This is a genomic window from Novosphingobium sp. APW14 (assembly GCF_032337075.1).
GTDB lineage: Bacteria > Pseudomonadota > Alphaproteobacteria > Sphingomonadales > Sphingomonadaceae > Novosphingobium.
The window spans coordinates 234,019-253,903 of sequence record NZ_JAVYAB010000004.1 but is presented as its reverse complement, the minus strand read 5'-3'; the positions used below and the strand labels follow the sequence as shown (position 1 = coordinate 253,903).

15 protein-coding genes and 1 tRNA gene are annotated in these 19,885 nt (G+C 63.6%); 12 read left to right on the top strand and 4 right to left on the bottom strand.

Going from position 1 to position 19,885, the window contains the following annotated elements:
• Positions 1–75 precede the first annotated feature (75 nt).
• The 6 genes from RQP55_RS07330 to RQP55_RS07305 all read left to right on the top strand — a co-directional run bounded on the left by RQP55_RS07330 (position 76) and on the right by RQP55_RS07305 (position 12,063).
• Entirely contained in the window at positions 76–2,178 is a 2,103-nt protein-coding gene (locus RQP55_RS07330) for an autotransporter assembly complex protein TamA (RefSeq protein WP_315609534.1), read from the top strand.
• A complete protein-coding gene (locus tag RQP55_RS07325) occupies positions 2,178–6,389 on the top strand; it encodes a translocation/assembly module TamB domain-containing protein (protein ID WP_315609533.1) in 4,212 nt (1,403 codons plus the stop codon). Before RQP55_RS07330 ends, RQP55_RS07325 begins: the two co-directional genes overlap by 1 nt.
• A gap of 266 nt (positions 6,390–6,655) precedes the next feature.
• Entirely contained in the window at positions 6,656–7,582 is a 927-nt protein-coding gene (locus RQP55_RS07320) for a formylglycine-generating enzyme family protein (protein WP_315609532.1), read from the top strand.
• Positions 7,583–7,847: 265 nt separating this feature from the next.
• The gene (locus tag RQP55_RS07315; protein WP_315609531.1) at positions 7,848–8,258 is read left to right on the top strand and encodes a DUF2946 family protein; all 411 of its coding nucleotides are present in this window, start codon (positions 7,848–7,850) and stop codon (positions 8,256–8,258) included.
• An 89-nt stretch (positions 8,259–8,347) separates the two neighbouring features.
• Positions 8,348–10,612, top strand: a complete 2,265-nt coding sequence (locus RQP55_RS07310) for a TonB-dependent receptor (protein WP_315609530.1) — start codon at positions 8,348–8,350, stop codon at positions 10,610–10,612.
• 5 nt (positions 10,613–10,617) lie between these two features.
• The gene (locus tag RQP55_RS07305) at positions 10,618–12,063 is read left to right on the top strand and encodes a PepSY domain-containing protein (RefSeq protein WP_315609529.1); all 1,446 of its coding nucleotides are present in this window, start codon (positions 10,618–10,620) and stop codon (positions 12,061–12,063) included.
• 182 nt (positions 12,064–12,245) lie between these two features.
• On the opposite strand, the gene RQP55_RS07300 is transcribed toward RQP55_RS07305, so the two are convergent.
• Positions 12,246–12,332, bottom strand: a tRNA-Leu gene (locus RQP55_RS07300).
• 174 nt (positions 12,333–12,506) lie between these two features.
• Between RQP55_RS07300 and RQP55_RS07295 the strand changes: the two genes are divergently transcribed.
• On the top strand, positions 12,507–12,713 hold the full coding sequence (locus RQP55_RS07295) for a hypothetical protein (protein WP_315609528.1): 207 nt from the start codon (positions 12,507–12,509) through the stop codon (positions 12,711–12,713).
• Between the two features lie 3 nt (positions 12,714–12,716).
• On the opposite strand, the gene RQP55_RS07290 is transcribed toward RQP55_RS07295, so the two are convergent.
• Positions 12,717–13,529: an MJ0042-type zinc finger domain-containing protein gene (locus RQP55_RS07290; RefSeq protein WP_315609527.1), complete on the bottom strand. Its 813-nt coding sequence runs from the start codon at positions 13,527–13,529 to the stop codon at positions 12,717–12,719.
• Between the two features lie 160 nt (positions 13,530–13,689).
• On the opposite strand from RQP55_RS07290, the gene ftsE reads away from it, so the two are divergent.
• The 5 genes from ftsE to RQP55_RS07265 are packed head-to-tail and all read left to right on the top strand — an operon-like array spanning position 13,690 to position 17,873.
• Positions 13,690–14,430 carry a cell division ATP-binding protein FtsE gene (gene ftsE / locus RQP55_RS07285; protein ID WP_315609526.1) on the top strand — a complete coding sequence of 247 codons (741 nt, stop codon included), beginning with the start codon at positions 13,690–13,692 and terminating at the stop codon, positions 14,428–14,430.
• 5 nt (positions 14,431–14,435) lie between these two features.
• Entirely contained in the window at positions 14,436–15,377 is a 942-nt protein-coding gene (locus tag RQP55_RS07280; RefSeq protein WP_315609525.1) for a cell division protein, read from the top strand.
• Position 15,378: 1 nt separating this feature from the next.
• Positions 15,379–15,921, top strand: coding sequence for a YdcF family protein (locus RQP55_RS07275; RefSeq protein WP_315609524.1), 543 nt, complete (start codon positions 15,379–15,381; stop codon positions 15,919–15,921).
• 6 nt (positions 15,922–15,927) lie between these two features.
• Positions 15,928–16,620 carry a lysophospholipid acyltransferase family protein gene (locus RQP55_RS07270; RefSeq protein WP_315609523.1) on the top strand — a complete coding sequence of 231 codons (693 nt, stop codon included), beginning with the start codon at positions 15,928–15,930 and terminating at the stop codon, positions 16,618–16,620.
• Positions 16,617–17,873, top strand: a complete 1,257-nt coding sequence (locus RQP55_RS07265) for a divalent metal cation transporter (RefSeq protein ID WP_315609522.1) — start codon at positions 16,617–16,619, stop codon at positions 17,871–17,873. Before RQP55_RS07270 ends, RQP55_RS07265 begins: the two co-directional genes overlap by 4 nt.
• Here the strand turns inward: RQP55_RS07265 and RQP55_RS07260 are convergent.
• Both RQP55_RS07260 and hisC read right to left on the bottom strand, forming a co-directional pair.
• Positions 17,870–18,781, bottom strand: coding sequence for a prephenate/arogenate dehydrogenase family protein (locus RQP55_RS07260; RefSeq protein ID WP_315609521.1), 912 nt, complete (start codon positions 18,779–18,781; stop codon positions 17,870–17,872). The genes RQP55_RS07265 and RQP55_RS07260 overlap by 4 nt on opposite strands.
• A complete protein-coding gene (hisC, locus tag RQP55_RS07255; protein ID WP_315609520.1) occupies positions 18,778–19,878 on the bottom strand; it encodes a histidinol-phosphate transaminase in 1,101 nt (366 codons plus the stop codon). Before hisC ends, RQP55_RS07260 begins: the two co-directional genes overlap by 4 nt.
• Positions 19,879–19,885: the final 7 nt, after the last annotated feature.

Sequence of the window (19,885 nt, the reverse complement as noted above, 5' to 3'; positions counted from 1 at the left end):
TGATGTTGTCGGTGCTTGGCTTTTGCCGTCGCGGCAGGGGTGTTATGTGGTCCGGGGCGACAATGAGGGCGATAAATGCACAGCGCAACCGGCAGGCCAGGAGTGTTTGGTGCGCTTGCCGCACTGGCGCTGGCCGGTTCGGCCGCCTATCCGGCCCACGCCCAGATGCCGCGCCCATCGGCCAAACCAGCCGAAGAACCGATCATCTCTGATCGCGAGTTCGAGGATGCAGTGCCGAGTATTCCGGCCGACAACGACCCGGTGCTGGGGCAGAAGCTGGAGCCGATTGACGAGTTTGAGCGAAAGCTTGCTGTCCCGGCGAATGCCTCTGCTTCAACCGGACAGGATGCGGAGCTGGCTGCACCGTTGCCGCCACTTGAAACATTCCAAGCTGAACCGGCAGTTTTCGCGCAGGATGCCGCTGTCCCCGAGGGCGCCGAAGTGTCCTACCGCGTCGAGCTGGCAGGGCTTGAAGAAGTCGTGGCAGCCAGCGGCACGGATCTGCTGAGTGAATTCCAGCGGCTATCATTGCTCCGGCGCAAGGGGACTGCGCTCAATACTACGCAATTGTCGAGCCGCGCCGGAGAGGACGTGCTGGTCCTCAAGAAGTTACTTGCAGCCAGCGGCTGGTTCGATGCCCTGGTCACGACCCGGATCGATCGCGTCGGCGATGACGGATCGATGGTGGTGGCCTTGGCGGTTGCACCGGGGCGGCGCTTTGCCTTTTCAAGCATTGCTATCGATGCTGCGCCCACGCTGCCGCCGGACCTGATCCGCACCAACCTTGAGCTGGCGGTGGGGCAACCGGTGATTGCCGAAAAGGTTTTGGCGGCCGAGGCGAAAGTGGGCCTCTCCCTGCGGCAAAATGGTTATCCTTTCGCCGAAGTTGGCGTGCGAGACGTTCTGCTTGATCAGGAAACTGGCGAAGCCGCCTATACCTTGCCGGTCACGATCGGTCAGCGCGGTACCTATGGTGCGATCCGCAGCGAGGGTAATGAAGCCTTTTCCGCCGCACATGTCCAAACTCTGGCCCGCTTCAAGCCGGGCGAGCTTTATGACAGCCGGATGGTGGATGACCTGCGCCAGGCGCTGATCGCCACCGGTCTTTTCCGCGCTATCGCGGTCGAACCGCAGCCTACGGCCGAGGCCGGGCCGAACGGCACCGAGCGGGTTGACCTAGTGGTTAAGCAAGAGGCCGGTCCGCCGCGGGTGATTGCTGCCACTGCCGGTTACGGCACAGGCGAAGGTTTCCGGGTTGAGGGCAGCTGGACTCACCGCAACCTGTTCCGGCCGGAAGGCGCGCTGATTGTGAGCGGCGTTGCGGGTACGCGCGAGCAGGGTGCAGGGGTGACGTTCCGCCGCGCAAACGCAGGCGAGCGTGACCGGACGTTTGAAATGGCGGGTGAACTACGCCACGCCACCACCGACGCCTATTCGGCTTATACCGGTCGCCTGGCAGCGCGGGTCAGCTACGATTCCACCCCAATCTGGCAAAAGCGCCTAACCTACGCCTATGGTGCGCAATTGATTGGCACCGATGAAAGCGTGTTCGATCCCGTCCAGCGTGCACGCACCCGGCGAACCTATGCCATTGCTGGCCTTACCGGTCAGATTGGCTGGGACGGGACCGACAGCCTGCTCGATCCAACCCGCGGTTTCCGCCTGACCGCGCTGGTCGAACCTGAAGGATCTGTGCGCGGCAGCTTTACGCCCTATACGCGGTTGCGGCTGGATGGCTCAGCCTATTATCAGGTTGGGGCGAACGTGATCCTTGCCGGGCGGGTGCGGGTAGCTTCGATCCAGGGCGCAGAGCTTGACGATATTGCGCCCTCCCGCCGGCTCTATGCTGGGGGTGGCGGGTCAGTGCGCGGGTTCGCTTATCAGCAGCTGGGACCGCGAGACAGCAACAACGATCCCACAGGCGCGCGCAGCCTCAACGAGGCCGCCTTTGAAGTGCGTTACCGGTTTGGCGATTACGGCGTGGCCGGCTTTGTCGATGTCGGTCAGGCCTATGCCAGGGCGCTGCCGGACTTTTCGGATCTGCGGGTCGGAATCGGGCTCGGTGCGCGAATTTATACGAATTTCGGGCCAATGCGGCTTGATGTCGCCACGCCACTTCAGCGCCGGCCGGGCGAAAGCAAGATCAACGTCTATGTCTCGATCGGGCAGGCCTTCTGATGGAAGAGGCAGACCAGACGCCCTCCGAAGCCCAAGGCACTGCGTCCACGCCGTGGGGCAATTCCGTGCATCGGATCGGCTGGGTATTGCTGGGATTGATGGCCCTGTTGGGATTGCTGGTCGCTGGGCTTAACACCGATACGGGCCGCAGCCTTGTTGCGCGCCAGGTTTCGGGCACAACCTTTGCCAATGGCCTGCGGATCGAAATCGGGCGGATCGATGGTTCGCTCTATGGCAAGGCGCGGCTGGTTGATCTTGTCGCCTATGATACCAAGGGCTCGTTCCTGCGGGCTCCGCGCATTGATCTGGACTGGCGGCCGTTTGCCTATCTTGCGGGCCATGTTGACATCCGCTCTGCGGTTGCGCCCAGCGTGATGTTGCAGCGCGCGCCGGCCTTGAAGGTGACAGACCCGGACGCGCCGCTGTTGCCCGATCTTGATATCGATATCGGCCAGTTGCGGATTGACCGGCTGGTCTCAGAGCCTGCTGTCTCGGGCGAGCGGCGCGAACTGCGGCTGACCGGCAAGGCGCGGATCGCTGACCGTCGTGCGCAGGTGTCCACCCGGGCGGAAACCCTCGCCGCCCCTGGCGAGCAAGCGGGTGACCGGATCGACCTGACGCTCGATGCCGTGCCGGAACAGAACTGGCTGGCGCTGAAGCTGGCGGTCGATGCGCCAAAGGGCGGGGTGCTTGCGGCCCTGGCGCGGATCGAGGGACCGCTTTCAGTTCGTTTGGACGGCGCGGGCGATTGGGCAAAGTGGGATGGCGCGCTGACCGGTGACTATGCCGGAAGCCCCTTGGCCCGGTTGCGGCTGGCGGCGCGGGACGGAACCTTCTCGGTCAAGGGCCCGGCTGAACTTGGCCGGTTGTTTGGCGGCATTCCTGGGGTGCTGCTGGATCAGACAACCCAGCTGGACCTGACCGCCAGGCTTGACCGGCGCCGCGCGGCGCTCAGCGGTTCGCTGCGCTCCAACCAGTTGTCGATCGTGCCAAACGGGACACTCGATCTGGGCCAGAGCAGCTTCGATGCGCTGAAGCTTGACGTCCTTCTCCCCCGGCCGGCTGCGCTGGCGCCCAACCTGGCCGGGCAGGCCCTGCGCGCCGAGCTGGAATGGAACGGGCCCTTCAAGACCCCGAAAGTACAATACCGATTGGTGGCAGGCGCGCTGGCGATCAACGCTGTGATGCTCGAGAATCTCGAAGCAAGCGGCCGAGCCGAGGTCCGCGCCGACCAGACCGTGGTGCCGGTCTCGGCCCGCATTGCCCGGATCACCGGTCTTGATGGCGTTGTTGGCGGAACACTCGCGAACGTCCGCATCGATGGTGACCTGGCGCTTGATGGCACGCGCTTGCTTTCAGACAACCTCAAGCTGCGGTCGGACCGGATTGATGCCAAGGCGATCGTCCTCGCCGATATGGGCCGGGGGATTTACACCGGCGCTTTCGAAGGGCGGATCAATACCTACACAATCGACAGCGTCGGCACTTTCGCCGTCACCACCACTGCCGATCTCAAGCGAACCGGACAGGGTTTTGCCCTGACCGGTACAGTTCGGGCCCGCTCCACCAACCTCGTCAATGCGGCGGTTCGCGAATTCCTGGGCGGACCGGCAGCCGGTTCCAGCCAGATCGCCTTTGGCCCGGACGGGGTGCTGCGTTTTTCCGGCTTGCGGGTCGCCGCGCCCCAATTGCAGGTGTTCGACGGGCGCGGCAGCTATGTCCCGGGCGGCGCGCTGACGTTCACGGCGAATGGTCGTTCGGTTCGCTATGGTCCGCTGGCGCTGGAACTTACCGGAACGCTTGCCAAGCCGCGCGCAGTCCTGCTCGCGGGCAATCCCGGCATGGGGATCGGCCTCGCCAATGTTCGGGCCGAGATCGTCGGCAACGATGGCGCATTTCGCTTCAACGCGACGGGGGATACCGATCTTGGCCCGCTCAGCGCGGATGTCAGCCTGATCCGCGGCGGGCAGACCGCCTTCATGATCAACCGGGGCGACCTGGCTGGAATTGGCTTTGCCGGGCGGATCGATCAAACCGCCGCGGGGCCCTATACCGGTACACTGCTGGCCGACGGGCGCGGCCTTACCGGCACGGTGCGGTTGGGGGCAGTGGGCCGCTTCCAGGAAGCCGAAATCTCGGCCCGCGCGCAGGATACAGTCCTGCCCGGCCCGGCGCGCCTCTCGATCGGTCGTGGGATCGTCGACGCGCGCGTGGTACTCTATGATCAGCCTGAAGTGACCGCCGACATCCAGTTGGCGCAAATGCGGTTGCGCAATCTCGATCTGGCTGCGGCGCGGGCGCAAGTGACCTATCGCGGCGGGCGGGGCCAGGCCAAGTTCCTAGCCGAAGGGGTGAGCGGGGCCCCCTTCCGGGTGGCGGGCAACGCCCTGCTTGAACCAGAGCTGTGGCGGGCCTCGTTGCAAGGCCGGGTGCGCGGGATTACCTTCACCACCGCCAGCCCTGCCCGGATCGTTCCCCGGCAGGGTGGCTATGAACTGCTGCCAAGTCGGGTCGATTTCGGTCAGGGTTCGGTCCGGTTGGCCGGGCACTATGGCCCCGGCCTGCGGATCGAAAGCCGGATGGACCGGCTGGACGTGACGCTGCTCAACGCATTCTTCCCGGGCTATGGCATCGGCGGCAAGGCCACTGGCAGCCTTGATTTTGAGCAGGCCCGGCTCGGGGTCTTCCCGCAGGCGCAGGCGCGCCTGACCATCACCGGATTTTCCCGCAGCACGGCGGCGGTGGTCAGCCAGCCGGTTGATATCAATCTGGCCGGCGATCTCGATTCAACCCGTGCCGGGTTGCGCGCGGTGATCCGCGATCGCGGCGCCATCATCGGCCGAGTGAATGCGGTGCTTGCCCCCTTGTCCGGGGGTGATTGGACCGATCGGATTGCTGACGGTACCCTGAGCGGCGGCGTAAGGTATAACGGTCCGGCCGATACGCTGTGGTCGTTTGTGGGTCAGCCGGATCAAAACCTGTCCGGCCCGATCGCGGTCGGCGCCGATTTCTCCGGCCGCCTGCGTGCGCCGCTGCTGAACGGGATCGTGCGCGGGGATAACCTGACCTATGACAACCAGACCTATGGCACACGGCTGACCAATCTGGCCGTTGCCGGTCGGCTAAATGGTGATCGCCTGGAGTTTTCCAGCCTCACTGCCGCCGCCGGTTCGGGCAAGATTTCTGGTCGCGGCTATCTCAGCCTCGCGGCCGAGAGCGGTTATCCGATGGATCTTGCGTTCGATTTGGATGCGGCGCGGCTCGCCCGCAGTGATGCCCTCTCCTCGGCGGCCACCGGGCAGCTGCGATTGCGCAAAAATGCAGGCGAGGCCGCGCTGCTATCTGGCAAGCTGCTTTTGCCCGAGACGCGGTATGAGCTGGTCCGGCAAGGCGCCGCCGAAGTTCCAGAGTTGACTGGGGTGCGCTTCAAGCCAGCCCGCGGCATTCCGCGGGTTACCGGAAATGAGCCGGCCCCTCCCGCCCGCAGCCTGTTCCGCAGCCTGCGCCTGGATGTGCAGCTTACCGCGCCGAATCAGCTGTTTGTCACTGGCATGGGGCTGGACAGCGAATGGAGCGCAGATCTGCGGGTCGGTGGGACCAGCGCGGCCCCGCTGGTCAGTGGCGATATCAACCTGGTACGTGGGAAGCTGGGTTTCGCCGGCCGGCAATTTGAACTGCAAGACGGGCGCCTGCTGTTTACCGGCGGGGCGCTCAATAACCCGCAGATCGTGCTGAGCGCGAGCGAGGATATCGATGATATCGCTGTTGGCATCAATGTCACCGGCCGGGCGCTGAACCCCCAGATCAGCTTTGCCTCAACCCCGGCGCTGCCGGCCGACGAAATCCTCTCGCGCATTCTGTTTGGCAATTCGGTGGGCCAGCTTTCGCCCTTGCAGGCGGTGCAACTGGCGGCTTCGCTCAACAGCCTGCGCTCGACCGGCGGCGGATTTAACCCGCTGGGCCGGCTGAGGGCGGCAACCGGCGTGTCGCGGCTTCGCATTCTCGCGCCGGATGAGGCCGCCGGCCGGGGCACGGCGATTGCCGCCGGCCGCTATATCTCGAACAATATCTACCTGGAGGTGATCACCGATGCGCGCGGCTATACCGCAACGCAGATGGAAGTTGGCCTGAGCCGCACGCTCTCGATCCTCAGCCAGACCGGCGGGGCGGGCACGACCAATATCAATCTGCGTTACAAGAAGCGCTATTGATGCGGTGCGCTCTCATCCTTTCCCTGCTGTTGGCCGGCTGCAGCCGCGAGCCAAGCTTTGATGAGCGTTACGCAGCAACTGAGCGACACTTGCAAACCAAAGCCGCGCAAATTGAGCGCGAGGCTGCGGCGGCATCCTCCACCCTGCCTGCCGCCCAAGCTTCGCCTCGATAGCCTTGGCGCGACAGTCTTTGTTCGCTGGTACAGTCAGTCCTAAATGCGCGGGATGAGCTTGGACCGATGATGACACCCCAATCCCCTGCCGGCATGCGCCGGATCGACGGCGGCACCTTCACCATGGGGTCAGAGGTATACTATCCCGAGGAGCGACCGCTGCGGCGGGTGAAGGTCGATCCGTTCTGGATTGATGAGACCCCCGTGACCAACCGCGAATTCGCGCGCTTCGTTGACGCCACTGGCTATCGCACCGTCGCCGAGGTTCCCCCCGACCCGGCGGACTATCCCGGTCTTCTGCCGGACTATGCCCAGCCAGGTTCGCTGGTTTTCACCAAGACTGCCGGGCCGGTGCCGCTGACTGACTATCACCGGTGGTGGTCATTCACCCTTGGCGCAGATTGGCGCCATCCGCTGGGGCCGGGCAGCGATATCGACAGTCTGGATCTGTGGGATCATCCCGTCGTCCAGATCGCCTATGCCGATGCCGAGGCCTTCGCCAATTGGGCCGGCAAGGCCCTGCCGACCGAAGCCGAGTTTGAATTTGCGGCGCGAGGCGGCCTTGAGGGCAAGGAATTCGCCTGGGGTGATGAACTTGCCCCCGGTGGCCAGATGCTGGCCAATTTCTGGCAGGGCATCTTCCCCTTTGCCAACACGCGCGAGGATGGCTGGGAGCGGACGTCACCCGTCCGCAGCTATCCCGCCAATGGCTATGGCCTGTACGATCTGATCGGCAATGTGTGGGAGTGGACCCAGGACTGGTGGAGCGACCAGCCGCTGGTTCCGGTCAAGGATAAACGCCAGTCCTGCTGCACGATCAGCAACCCGCGCGGTGCCCGCCGGAAGGACAGCCTCGATCCAGCCCAGCCAGAGCTGAACATCGGTCGTAAAGTCCTGAAAGGCGGTTCGCACCTTTGCGCGCTGAACCACTGTCAACGCTTCCGCCCGGCGGCGCGCCACCCGGAAATGGTCGACACCGCCACCAGCCATATCGGTTTCCGCTGCGTGGTGCGCGGCTAGGCGGGGTTAGCAAGCAAGGCCAGCGAATCTGCGCTTCGTCGCACAGGATCGCAAGGTGCTGCGAGAGCGAGGCTGCGATAGACCCGTCAGGCCGTATCTCGCGCCTTCTCCGCGCAAAACGGCACGCTCAATGCAAAGCTCGCAACAGTTGTGCTGGGTGGGGCGGCGTGCATGCTGACCAAGCGTTGGTCTGCGCTGAACGGCTGAATGACCTTGTGCATTTCAATGAGTGACTTGGTCGTTCGAAATCTCTATCTGTCCCGCCGTGAATCCGCTTCGCGCCTTGACCTATTCGCACCGCAAGCTGGCGCTGCTGTTCCTGGCAGTAACGCTGCTGGTCAAGGCGCTGGTGCCGTCCGGTTACATGATCGGGGGCAACTTCAAGACACTCACCGTCCAGATTTGCGCAGACAGCTCTGGCGGCGTGATCACAAAACAGATGGCTGTCCCGATCAAGGATGGTCCGGGCGAGGTATCTGGCCAGGCCGCCAAGGATGGTGGCATCTGCGCCTTCACCGCGCTCAGTTTCGGTTCGCTTGCAGCGACCGACATCGAACTGCTTGCCGCAGCGCTGGCTTTTATCCTGGCGCTCGGATTTACAACGCAGGCTGCGCCGCACCGTGCTGCGATCTCTTGGCTCAGGCCACCGCTTCGCGGGCCACCGTCGCTGATCTGACAGACTGATCGCCTCGCCCCGTTAAGCGAGGTGCCTGACAGATCGTCTCGGCAATCATGCGTGCCGGGACCAGTGATGGAATTGCACTAATGAAAACGTCTCTGATCGCGCTCGGCACTGTGCTGAGCCTGACTGCACCTGCCTATGCCGAAGGTGCTGATCCGGCTGAAGGCTCCGCGGACAGCACCATTCTGGTCGTCGGCCAGCAGGATACCCCAATCACCGTTGTTCCCCGCGGGCTTTCCGTCTCGCTGGGGCAAGAGGAGTTCGACGCCGTCAACGCGCTCAATGTCGAAGACCTCATGAAGTACGCGCCCAACTTCTTTGTCCGCAAGCGGTTCGCAGGCGATGACAATGCCGTGGTTGCATTACGCGGCGCCAACACGATCCAAAGTGCCAGGACGATCGTCATGGTCGATGGCTTTGTTGTCTCCAACTTTCTCGGCAACCGCTGGGACTTCCCCCCCAAGTGGAACGTCGTCGGCCCGGCCGAGGTGCGTCAGTTCGACATCGTCTATGGGCCGTATTCGGCGCGCTATGGCGGCAATTCAATGGGCGGCGTGATCTCGGTGACAACGCAGGAGCCCAAAGAAACCGGGGCCTATGCAACGGCCCAAACCATGATCATGCCGTTCAAGGAATATGGCTTTGACCAAACCTTCAAGGGCTACAGCCTGGAGGCTGGCGTCAACTGGAAACAGAAAGACGGCCCGTGGTCAGTGCGGATTTCTGGCCGCCATTTTGAGAATACCGGCCAGTCGATGACCTACAACTTGCTGTCTGCAACGACGGGCACGGGCACAGCCGTGACGGGGGCTTATATTGACCCCCGACTTGCCACAGCGGTGTTCGGTGCCGCTTCTCCTGTTGATGTCACCCAGGACCAAGCGCGGCTGCGCATTGGCTATGAGACTGCTGGAGGCTGGCAGATCGATGCACTGGGCATGATCTGGCTGACCACGCAGGACCTGACGGACCCCCGCAGCTGGTTGACCAATGCAGCTAACGGCGCCCCGGTCTATCAGGGCAGGGTGAGCTTCGGCGGCCGCGTCTGGAACGCGACTGGCCTTACCATGTCGAAGACCCGCCGGACCGAATATCTGGCCGGCCTTAAGCTGGCCGGTCCCGCAGCTGGCTGGGATGTGTCCTTGAACCTGTCGCGATATTGGATCCCGAAGTGGGAAACGCGTACGTCGCGGGACTATGCCACAGGTGCAGCGCTGGGGCAGGGAACGCAGTCGCTTGTTAACGCGCCCGGTTGGTACACCGCTGATCTCACAGCCGAACGTGCGTTCGGCCGGCACAAGATCGCATTCGGGGCTAATGCCAATGTCTATCAGACCTCAACCGATAGCTTTGGGACCGCAAATTGGGATGCTGCGACCACGCCGACTTATTCAACCTCAACCTATGGCAAAACCAGCCTCTGGGGTGTGTGGCTTGAAGACGCGATCGATCTGGGCAGCATCTGGGTTCTGACCGGCGGCGTCCGTTATGATGGTTGGCGCGCTTATGATGGCGGCATCGCAAAGGTCTTTTCGGGTGCACGCAAGGATGATCGTTATCCGACGCGGTCAGATGGTAGTTTTAGCCCCAAGCTAAGCCTGCAAGGCACGCTAACCGACGCTTTGGCAGTCCAGATTAGCCTTGGCACCGCCAAGCGGTTTCCCACCGTTGGTGAGCTCTTCCAGGGCCGATTTGATGACATATCACAGGCGATTGATCCGCAAAGCTTTGATCCCAACCTGAAGGCGGAACGCTCCGAGGATGCAAACCTTATCCTGCGGTACCGTAGGGGGAAGGTGCAGACCACAGTCAGCCTGTTCTACCAGAACACCAAGGACGCCATCTTCAGCTTTAGCGGTCTCAATCAGTTCGGCACGGTCATCACCAGCTACAAAAATGTCGATCAGGTGCGCCAATACGGCGCCGAGTTGATGGTCGAGGCCAAAGACATTCTGGTTGATGGTCTGGATGTCGACGCAAACCTGGCGTGGATCGATGCGAAGACGGTCAAGAATGCAGCCAATCCCGCGGCCGAAGGGGTACAGTTCCCCCGTATTCCGGAATGGCGGTCCAATGGCAGCATTCGATATCGGGTTACTGGGCCGGTCAAGGCTTCGCTCGGCTGGCGCTATGCATCCCGGCCGAATTCCGACCTTTTCGGGCTGGTGCGCGGCGATGCCTATGGGTTCCAGACCGAGTACTTCACGGTTGACACCCGCCTGACCTGGCGGCTCAGCCAGCAGCTCGAACTGGGTGCAGGCATCGATAACCTGTTCAATGATCAAGCCTATGTTTCGCATCCGTTGCCACAGCGGACGTTCGTGCTTGATCTGAAAGCGAAGTGGTAAGGTTCATGAACGAGCTGACAAGCAAGGTTTCGCTCTATCGGACGATCTGGCGTTGGCACTTTTATGCCGGCCTGTTCGTCGTGCCCATGGTGTTAATCCTGGCCCTGACCGGCGCGGCCTATCTATTCAAACCGCAGGTGGAGCGCTGGGAAGAGCGGGCGTGGCGCAATCTGCCAGCGCAAGGCGCGGTGTCGCCTGACGATCAGGTTCAAGCGGCGCTGCTCGCTTACTCCGGCGCGCGCTTTCATTCCTATCGCCTGCCGGAGCGCGAGACAGATGCCGTGCTGATCCATCTGGCACTCGCTGGTGCGGCTCCCGGGCAGACCGAAATGCGTGACGTCTTCGTTTCGCCGCAAGGCAAGGTCGTTGGGGCGCTCGATCCCGAGTTGCGGATCATGCAGATCGCGCATGATATTCATGGACAACTCCTCATCGGCAAACGCGGCAGCTGGATTGTCGAACTGGCGGCCAGCTGGGCAATTGTCATGATCCTGACCGGGTTGTACCTGTGGTGGCCGCGCGGACGGGGTCTGGCAGGCGTGATCTGGCCTCGTTTGGCCGGTGGTCGCAAAGTCTTGTGGCGCGATCTTCATGCTGTGACCGGATTTTGGGTCTCTGGCCTCGCCATGGTGCTGTTGCTGACGGGGTTGCCTTGGGCAGATGTGTGGGGCAGCGCCTTCAAGGCGGTGCGCACCGAGATGGGGTGGGTCAAAGGCGAGCAGGACTGGACTATCGGCGGTCAGCCAGCCGGCAGCTCTGAACACGCTGATCATGATCACGCAGAGATGGCGGCAAGCCGCCCAGCGATGCCAGCAATGTCCCATGTTATGCCGGATGGCTCGATTATGACCATGGCGATGTCTCCCGTTTCGCTGAGCCAGATCGTTGCGGAGGCGAAGAGCCGACACCTGCCGTTTCCGGTGATCATTACGCCGCCGGGCATGCCGCAACGCTTCGGCAAGGGCGTGGCCTCGGAATGGTCGGTGCGGTCTGACACCCAGAACCGTCCTCTGCGTGAAACGCTCACTTTCGACCCTATGACCGGCAAGCAAACCTCGCGCGAGACGTTTGCCGACAAGCACGTCATTGACAGGGTGGTCGGCTATGGCGTTGCTTGGCATGAAGGCCAGCTGTTTGGCCTTGCCAACCAGCTGGTCGGGGTCGCGACGGCGCTGATGCTCGTCGCCTTGTCGATCTCAGGCTTTGTGATGTGGAGGCGCCGCAAGCCCGAGGCACTACTTGGTGCGCCGCCGCTTCCAGCAGTCCCCGCCCGGATCGGGGGTGTCGCGGCGATCACAATGGTGCTGGCCGTGTTATTGCCGATGTTGGCAATCTCACTAGCCTTGGTTCTTGTGCTCGAGCTTACAATGCTGCGACGGCTTCAGCCTGTCGCTGGATGGCTGGGGCTGCAGGCCCCGGAGGCGCGAAAACAAGCTCAAAACAGGCAATAGCGGCCAAATTTGGCCCTGGCCGCCGCTGACTTGGCGATCGCCCGCTGCATGTTGCGTGGGCGATCGTCATCTGCCCCGGATAGCATGCCCCCGCATTGGGACCCCCAAACCTTAACAAGCCCACGCCGCCGCCGTCATGACAGGCTCAGGCGCCAAGGATAACAGGGCTTTTTGGGAATGATTGGTGCGGTCGAGAAGACTCGAACTTCCACGGGCTTTCGCCCACAACGACCTCAACGTTGCGCGTCTACCAATTCCGCCACGACCGCTAAATCAACGGGGCGAAGCTTGTCGCCCCGGGGGGGTAGGAGCGCGCCATTAGCAAAGGGTCTTGGGGGGTGCAAGCGCGGAAAGCCTTTAATGGTCTGTCGCAACCTGTATCGCCCTAGGACGGCCGGAAATGCGCGGTTGTGCGCATGGTAAATCCACCATTTACCTTTCGGATGCTGCCTTTCGCCATCCTGTTGCTGGCCGCGGCGACCAGCCCGGCGCCCGCGCCGGACCCTCCGCGTCACGCTGCCCAGGCGACAGCCATGGCAACGGTTGAGATCGTGGCCGCCGCCCGCGCAACGGCTGAGCCTGGCCCGCAGGAGCCGCAGCGGCAGGTGCGGCGTAATTCCAACGGGCAAGTCACGGTTGAATTCGAATAGAGGTTAGTTGGGCTTCCAGCCGAATTCGACCCGCACGCCAACCTTGGGCACAGGCACCAGGGCCTCGTTGATATCGGCGCTTTCGCCTGGGGCCAGGACCCGTTTGGGCGAGCGAACCTCGGCTCGGTGGACAATCCGACCGCTCGAATCACGCAGCACAATGAGAATTCCCGGCACGCTGCGCGCGCTTTGCGACGTATTGGTCACTGTGCCATTGGCGCTGAAATACCAGGTGCCATTGGGCAATTGGTAGCGTTCCTGCTCACGCGCAGGAAACTCCAGCTTCAGGCCGGGCTGGTCTTCGGCAAAGACCGGCTTCGCAAAGGGCATCCAGTTCGGAAGGCCGTACCAGGCCGTCGCTCCGATAGCGGCAATCGAAACCGTGGCGAACAGCACCGCGGCGAGGGTCCACATCTTGGCCGGGTTGCGCCGCGGCGCCAGCAGCGGCTGGTGATCGAAACGTGAAGTTTCTTCATCATCGGCATAACGGCTGCGATAGGCCTGCTCGGAATAGACTGGCGGGGGCGGGACCGGTTCATCTGGAGCGGCAGCCTCTGCGGCTTCCGGTTCCGGCGTGGCGAGCGATGGCTCTGGTATTGAAGTTGCTGCGGGAGCCGGATCGGGCTCGGGCTCGGGCTCGGACCGGACTATCGGCAGCGGCGCGGGCGCCGGCACCACAGGCGGCGGCGCTATGCGAGGACCTTCCTGAAACCAGTTATGCTTGCACTTCGCGCAACGAACGGTCCGGCCATCGACCCCAATTGCGCTGTCAGGCACGACATAGCGGGTGGCGCAGGCGGGGCATGTGATGATCATGGTTGGCCCGTTAAGCATGGTGTGCCGCGACGGAGCAAGCGCAAGCGCAACGAAGGCAGGGTGCATTGCCCTTTTTTCCACATGGATTGGTCGCTATAGCCATCCCAATGCACCCTCTTGCCGGATAGACCTTGTCAGCAATGAAACCCGGAATTCAAAGATGACAGGTGCTGGCAATGGCGCCGGCACCGGCGAAATCGTGCATTTCGACAATGTCGGCCTGCGCTATGGCGCCGATCGCGAAGTGCTGAGCGATGTGTCGTTCACCCTGTTTCCGGGCAGCTTCTATTTCCTGACTGGCGCCAGTGGGGCGGGAAAGACCTCGCTGCTCAAGCTGCTCTACCTTGCCCAGCGTCCCTCGCGCGGGATGATCCGGATGTTTGGGACCGATGCGATCACCCTGCCGCGCGATCGCCTGCCCGGCTTCCGTCGCCGCCTGGGGGTGGTGTTCCAGAACTTCCGGCTGGTCGAGCACCTCTCGGCCTTTGACAATGTTGCCTTGCCGCTGCGCGTTGCCGGTGTTGCGGATCGCGAACTGGTGAAGCCGGTTAGTGACATGCTCGAATGGGTTGGCCTGACCGAGCGGATGCACGCACGTCCTGCCCAACTTTCCGGCGGGGAGCAGCAGCGCGTCGCGATTGCCAGGGCTGTCATCGGACGCCCCGAACTGCTGGTGGCAGACGAGCCGACCGGCAACGTCGATCCGGAAATGGCGGTCAAGCTGCTGCGTCTGTTTGAGGCCCTAAACCGGCTGGGCACGACCGTGGTTGTTGCCACCCACGATATTCACCTGCTCAAGAAGGTTCCGGATTCGCTGATCATGCGGCTCGACAAGGGGCGGCTTTCTGATCCCACCGGCGCCCTGCGCTATCCACCGCGGCCGCGGCAGGCTCAGGACTGATCGGCATGGCGTTGAAGCTCCCCCCTGTTTCAAGCGGCACGCTCGTGCGCGGGCTGCGCTCGCTTTCCGGGCTGGGTGAGGCCGAACTTGTCCCGCAGGCGCGATTGGCCGGGCCGATGCCATGGGTCATCGCAATTATGGTGGCGCTGACGGTGATTGCCGCGGCTGCCGGGCTCGCGGCCAGCAATGTGGCGCGCAACGCGTCCGATGCGCTGTCGGGCGGGGTGACCGTTCAGATTGTCGAAGCCGATCCGCTCATCCGCCAGCGTCAGGCCGAGGCCGCGGCGCGGCGCTTCAACACCATTCCCGGCATCGATTCGGCGATTGTGGTTAGCCCCGAGGAAGTTGAACGGCTGATCGAGCCTTGGCTCGGCGGCATGGCGATTGACGGCCAAGAGATACCAGTTCCGGCGATCGTCGATGTGCGGGTGCGCGGCGAAGTGACGGGTGAGCGGCTGGGCGCACTGCGCCGGGCAGCGCGAGAGGTTGCACCTGCCGCGCGGGTTGATGCCCAGTCGACATGGTTGAAGCCGGTCTTCGGTGCGATCGATTCACTGCGCCTGCTGGCTATGGCCCTGGTTGGGCTGTTGGCAGCGGCGCTTGCTGCGGTCGTGCTTTTGGCCGTGCGTAATGCACTGGGTACCAACCGCGAGACGATTGAAATCGTCCACCTGCTGGGCGGGACTGACCAACAGATCGCCCGGTTGTTCCAGCGCTCTGTTGGCTTTGACGCCGCCGGGGGCGGCGCGATTGGGCTGACGCTGGGCCTGATCGCAGTCTTGCTGCTCGGCCGCCAGTTTGCCGGACTTGATGCAGGGCTGGTCAATGGCGGTGCGCTGGAATGGTCCGATTGGCTGCTGCTGGCGTTGGTGCCGGTGGCGGGCATCGGGCTGGCGATGCTGACCGCCCGCTGGACAGTGCTGCGCGCACTGCGGCGGATGCTCTGATATGCGTAGCGCGCTCAGTCGAGTTTGCGGACTTATTCTGCTGGCCTGGGGCCTGGGGTTCGTGCTGTTCGCCGTGACACTGCCGCAACCCGCAGGTGAAGAGCGCACCGATGCGGTGGTGGTGCTGACTGGCGGGGCGGGGCGGATCGAACGCGGGCTGGAAGTGCTCAAGCGCGGATGGTCCCGCCAGCTGTTGGTTTCCGGTGTGGACCACAGCGTGAAGCCACACGAGTTTGCGCTCGAATACCGGGTTCGCCCATCGCGCATGGCCTGCTGTGTAACCCTGGGCTATCAGGCAATTGACACCCGCTCGAACGCTGAGGAAACGGCTGAGTGGCTGCGGCACGAACGCGTCAAAAGCGTGCGCTTGGTGACTAGCGATTGGCATATGCGCCGGGCGCGGATGGAGCTTGACCGGATGGCGCCCGAAGGGGTTGCCATCGTTGCCGATGCTGTCCGGACCCGCCCCAGTTTTTCCGCCCTGCTGCGCGAATACAACAAGCTGCTGGCGCGAAGCATCGCGGGCGCGCTAGGGGCGCGGTGACCGGCCATGATTATTCTGCGCAACATTCTTTTCTATGCGGCCTTCTACCTCGGCAGCCCGATTTACGTGCTCCTGGCGGCGACGCAGTACGCGCTGGGTCGGTACGATGCCTTTCGCACCACGGTTGAGGCCTGGTCGCGGTTTCACCGGGCCTGCGCGCGGAACCTGTTGGGGATCAAGCTGGTAGTAGAGGGGCAAATGCCCAAAGGCTCCGTCCTGATCGCAATGAAGCACCAGTCGTTCTATGAAGCGATTGACATGCCTGGCTTCTTTGATCGCCCGGCGGTCTTTGCGAAAGCGGAACTGACCCGCATCCCGGTCTGGGGCAAGGTCGGCCAGCACTATGGCCTGATCGGTGTCCATCGCGACCAGGGCGCTTCGGCGCTGCGCAAAATGCTCACCTCGGCCAAGGCTTACAGCGCCGATGGCCGCCCACTCGTGATCTTCCCAGAAGGTACCCGCGTGCCCTTTGGCGAGCGGCGCGAACTCCAGGCCGGTTTTGCTGGCCTTTACAAGATGCTGGGCCTGCCGGTGGTGCCAGTGGCCACCAACAGCGGCCCGCTTTATCATCGGCGCTGGAAATTGCCCGGTACGGTAACGTTCCGGATTGGCGAGATGATCCCGCCGGGGCTCCCGCGTGAGGAAATCGAAGCCCGCGTCCAGGATGCGATCAACGCCCTGAACGGCCCTGCCGCGTGAGCCAGAGCGAGCCCCGCTCGCCGCTTGAGGTTCTCGGACCCGGGCTGGTGACCGGGGCGGCTGATGATGATCCCAGCGGCGTCGGCACCTACAGCCAGGTCGGTGCGCAATTCGGCTATGGCATGGGCTGGACGCTGGTCTTCGGCTTCCCGCTGCTTGCCGCGATCCAGGCGATCTGTGCTCGGATTGGGGCGACGACCGGGCGCGGGATCGCCCAGAACCTGCGCCGCCACTATTCGCCCACCTTGCTGCGGGTCGTGGTGATCATGCTGCTGGTGGCCAACGTCATCAATCTGGGGGCAGACCTTGGTGCGATGGGGGCCGTCGTCTCGCTGCTGATCCCCGGGCCCGTCCTGGCCTATACCGTCGGCTTCGGCGTGGTTAGCGTGCTGCTGGAAGTTTTCCTGAGCTATGACAGCTACGCCCGTGTGCTCAAGTGGGCCACGCTTTCCCTGTTTGCCTACGTCGGCGTGGTGCTGGTTGCCGACGTACCGCTGGTGGATATGGCCAAGGGTTTACTGGTGCCGCAGTTCACCTTTGATCGCGATCACGCCATGGCATTGGTGGCGATTTTTGGGACGACGATCAGCCCTTACCTGTTCTTCTGGCAGGCCGGGCAGGAGGTGGAAGAACAGCACCGCCGCCACATCAAGCCGCTCCACATCAGTCCGCGCAAGGCGGCCGGGGTTGAGCTGCGACGAATTCGGCTCGATACGCTGGTTGGCATGGGCTTTTCCCACATTGTTGCGCTGTGCATCGTGATTGCGACTGCGGCCACGTTGCACGTGAACGGCGTGCGTGAGATCGAGAGCGCGGCCCAGGCGGCCGAGGCTTTGCGCCCGATTGCCGGAAACCTGGCCTTTGCCCTGTTCGCCGCCGGGATCATCGGCACCGGCCTGCTGGCTGTGCCGGTTCTGGCCGGCAGCGCGGCCTATGCGGTTAGTGAAACCTTCGGCTGGACCGAAGGCCTGAATCGCAAGCCCAAGGAAGCCAAGGCCTTTTACGGGGTGATCGTGTTGGCGACCGCTGGCGGGATCGCGCTCAATTTCATCGGGATCGATCCGATGAAGGCGCTTTATTGGGCGGCGGTGGTCAATGGCCTGCTTGCCCCGCCTCTGATGGTGGTGACGATGCTGATCGCCTCCAACCCCAAGGTCATGGGGAATTTGGTGCTGTCGCCGCACCTCAAGGCAATTGGCTGGCTTGCGACCACGGTGATGTGGGTGATCGCCGGAGTGTTCCTGCTGGCCTAACCCGCGTGATCGCTGCGGCCAAAGTCCGGCCGGGCGTCGTCCTGCCCTTCGGCGATGATCGAGCGGCGGATCGCGCGGGTGCGGGTGAACAGATCGAACAGCTTATCGCCATCGCCCCAGCGGATCGCGCGCTGCAGTGCGGTCAGATCCTCGCTGAAACGCTGCAGCATTTCGAGCACCGCGTCCTTGTTGGTCAGGAACACGTCACGCCACATGGTGGGGTCTGACGCGGCGATGCGGGTGAAATCACGGAAACCGCCCGCGGAATACTTGATCACTTCGCTCTGGGTCACGCCTTCAAGGTCTGATGCCGTGCCGACGATCGTATAGGCAATAAGATGCGGCAGGTGGCTGGTGACGGCCAGAACCAGGTCGTGGTGCTGGGCATCCATCAGCTCAACCTTGGCGCCCAGTCCCTCCCAGAAGGCGGAAAGCGCGGCAACCTTGGCTTCCTCGGCACCCTCGGGCGGGGTGATGATGCACCAGCGGTTGTGGAACAGGCTGGCAAAGCCGGCGTCAGGCCCCGACCGCTCGGTACCCGCCACCGGGTGGGCAGGGATGATTGTATGCCCGGGCAGGGCTTCGGCCAGCGCTGTGGCCACGCTTTGCTTCGACGAACCGACGTCGCTGATGACCGCACCAGCTGGGATCGCGCCTGCCAGTTCCGCCGCCACTTCGCCAATCGCACCCACGGGTACGCAGAAGATCACCAGGTCGGCATTGGCCACCGCATCAGCACCGGTTTCGCACACCGCGCTGACCAGCCCGCGTTCGGCGGCGCGGGCGCGGGTGGCGGGATCACGATCCCAGCCGGTGGTGGCCATTGCAGGCAGCTGTTCCTGCACAGCCAGACCGATCGACCCGCCCAGCAGGCCCAGCCCGATGATCGCGACGCGCTCAAAACTCATCGCACCGCCTCCGCCATCTCGCGCAGTGCAGCAGCGATTGCGTCCATCTGCCCGGAGGTGCCGATGGTGATGCGCAAGGCGTGGCCCAGCCCCTGATTGGGCAGCCAGCGCACGATATAACCGCGTTCGGCTAGCCCGTTATAGGCTGCCTCGGCGCTCAGTGCGCCCTCGAACAGCACCAGCAGGAAGTTAGCCTCGCTCGGCACGGCGCGCAGGCCGTGATTGCCCAGCGCTTCGATCGCAGCGGCAAAACGGGCCCGCTCGGCACGGTTGTGGTCGCGCGATGCGGTCACGAAATCCTGATCCGCAACAGCCGCCAGCGCCATGGCCTGGCCGCTGTTGGTCACGTTGAACGGCCCGCGGATGCGGTTCAGCGTATCAATCAGCCCCGGCGCGCCGGTCGCCCAGCCGATCCGCTCACCTGCCAGGCCATAGATCTTGGAAAAGGTGCGGGTGACCAGCACGTTCTGGTGCGCCGCCGCCAGCGTCAGGCCCTGGTCGTCCTGCTCCGCCGTCAGGTATTCGGCATAGGCCTGATCCAGCACGAACAGCACGTCAGCCGGCAGGCCGGCGTGGAGCCGGGCCACTTCGCTGGCGGGCAGATAGGTGCCGGTCGGGTTGTTGGGGTTGGCGAGGAACACGACCCGGGTCCGCTCGGTCACGGCCGCCAGCAGGGCATCGACATCGCTGCCGTAATCCTTGTCCGGCGCTTCGATCGGCACGGCCCCACAGCGGCGCGCGGCAATATCGTAAACCGCGAAGCTGAAGCGCGAGAACAGCACTTCGTCACCCTGGCCGGCGTAGCCCTGTGCAGCGAGGTTGAGCAGCTCGTCAGATCCGGTGCCCAAGACGATCCGCGCCGGATCAATCCCGTGCAGCGCGCCCAGGGCCTCGCGCAGATCGGTGCTGCCCGGATCGGGATAGAGGCTTGGCACTTGCGCCTTGGACTGGGCTGCCATTGCTGCTGGACTGGTTCCCAGCGGGTTTTCATTGGCCGAAAGCTTAACCAGCGGCCGTCCGTCCGCACCCGCGGCCTTGCCGGGGACATAGGCATGGATCGCTGCGATCCAGGGCTTGGGAGCAGGGGCGATAGTCATAGTGCAC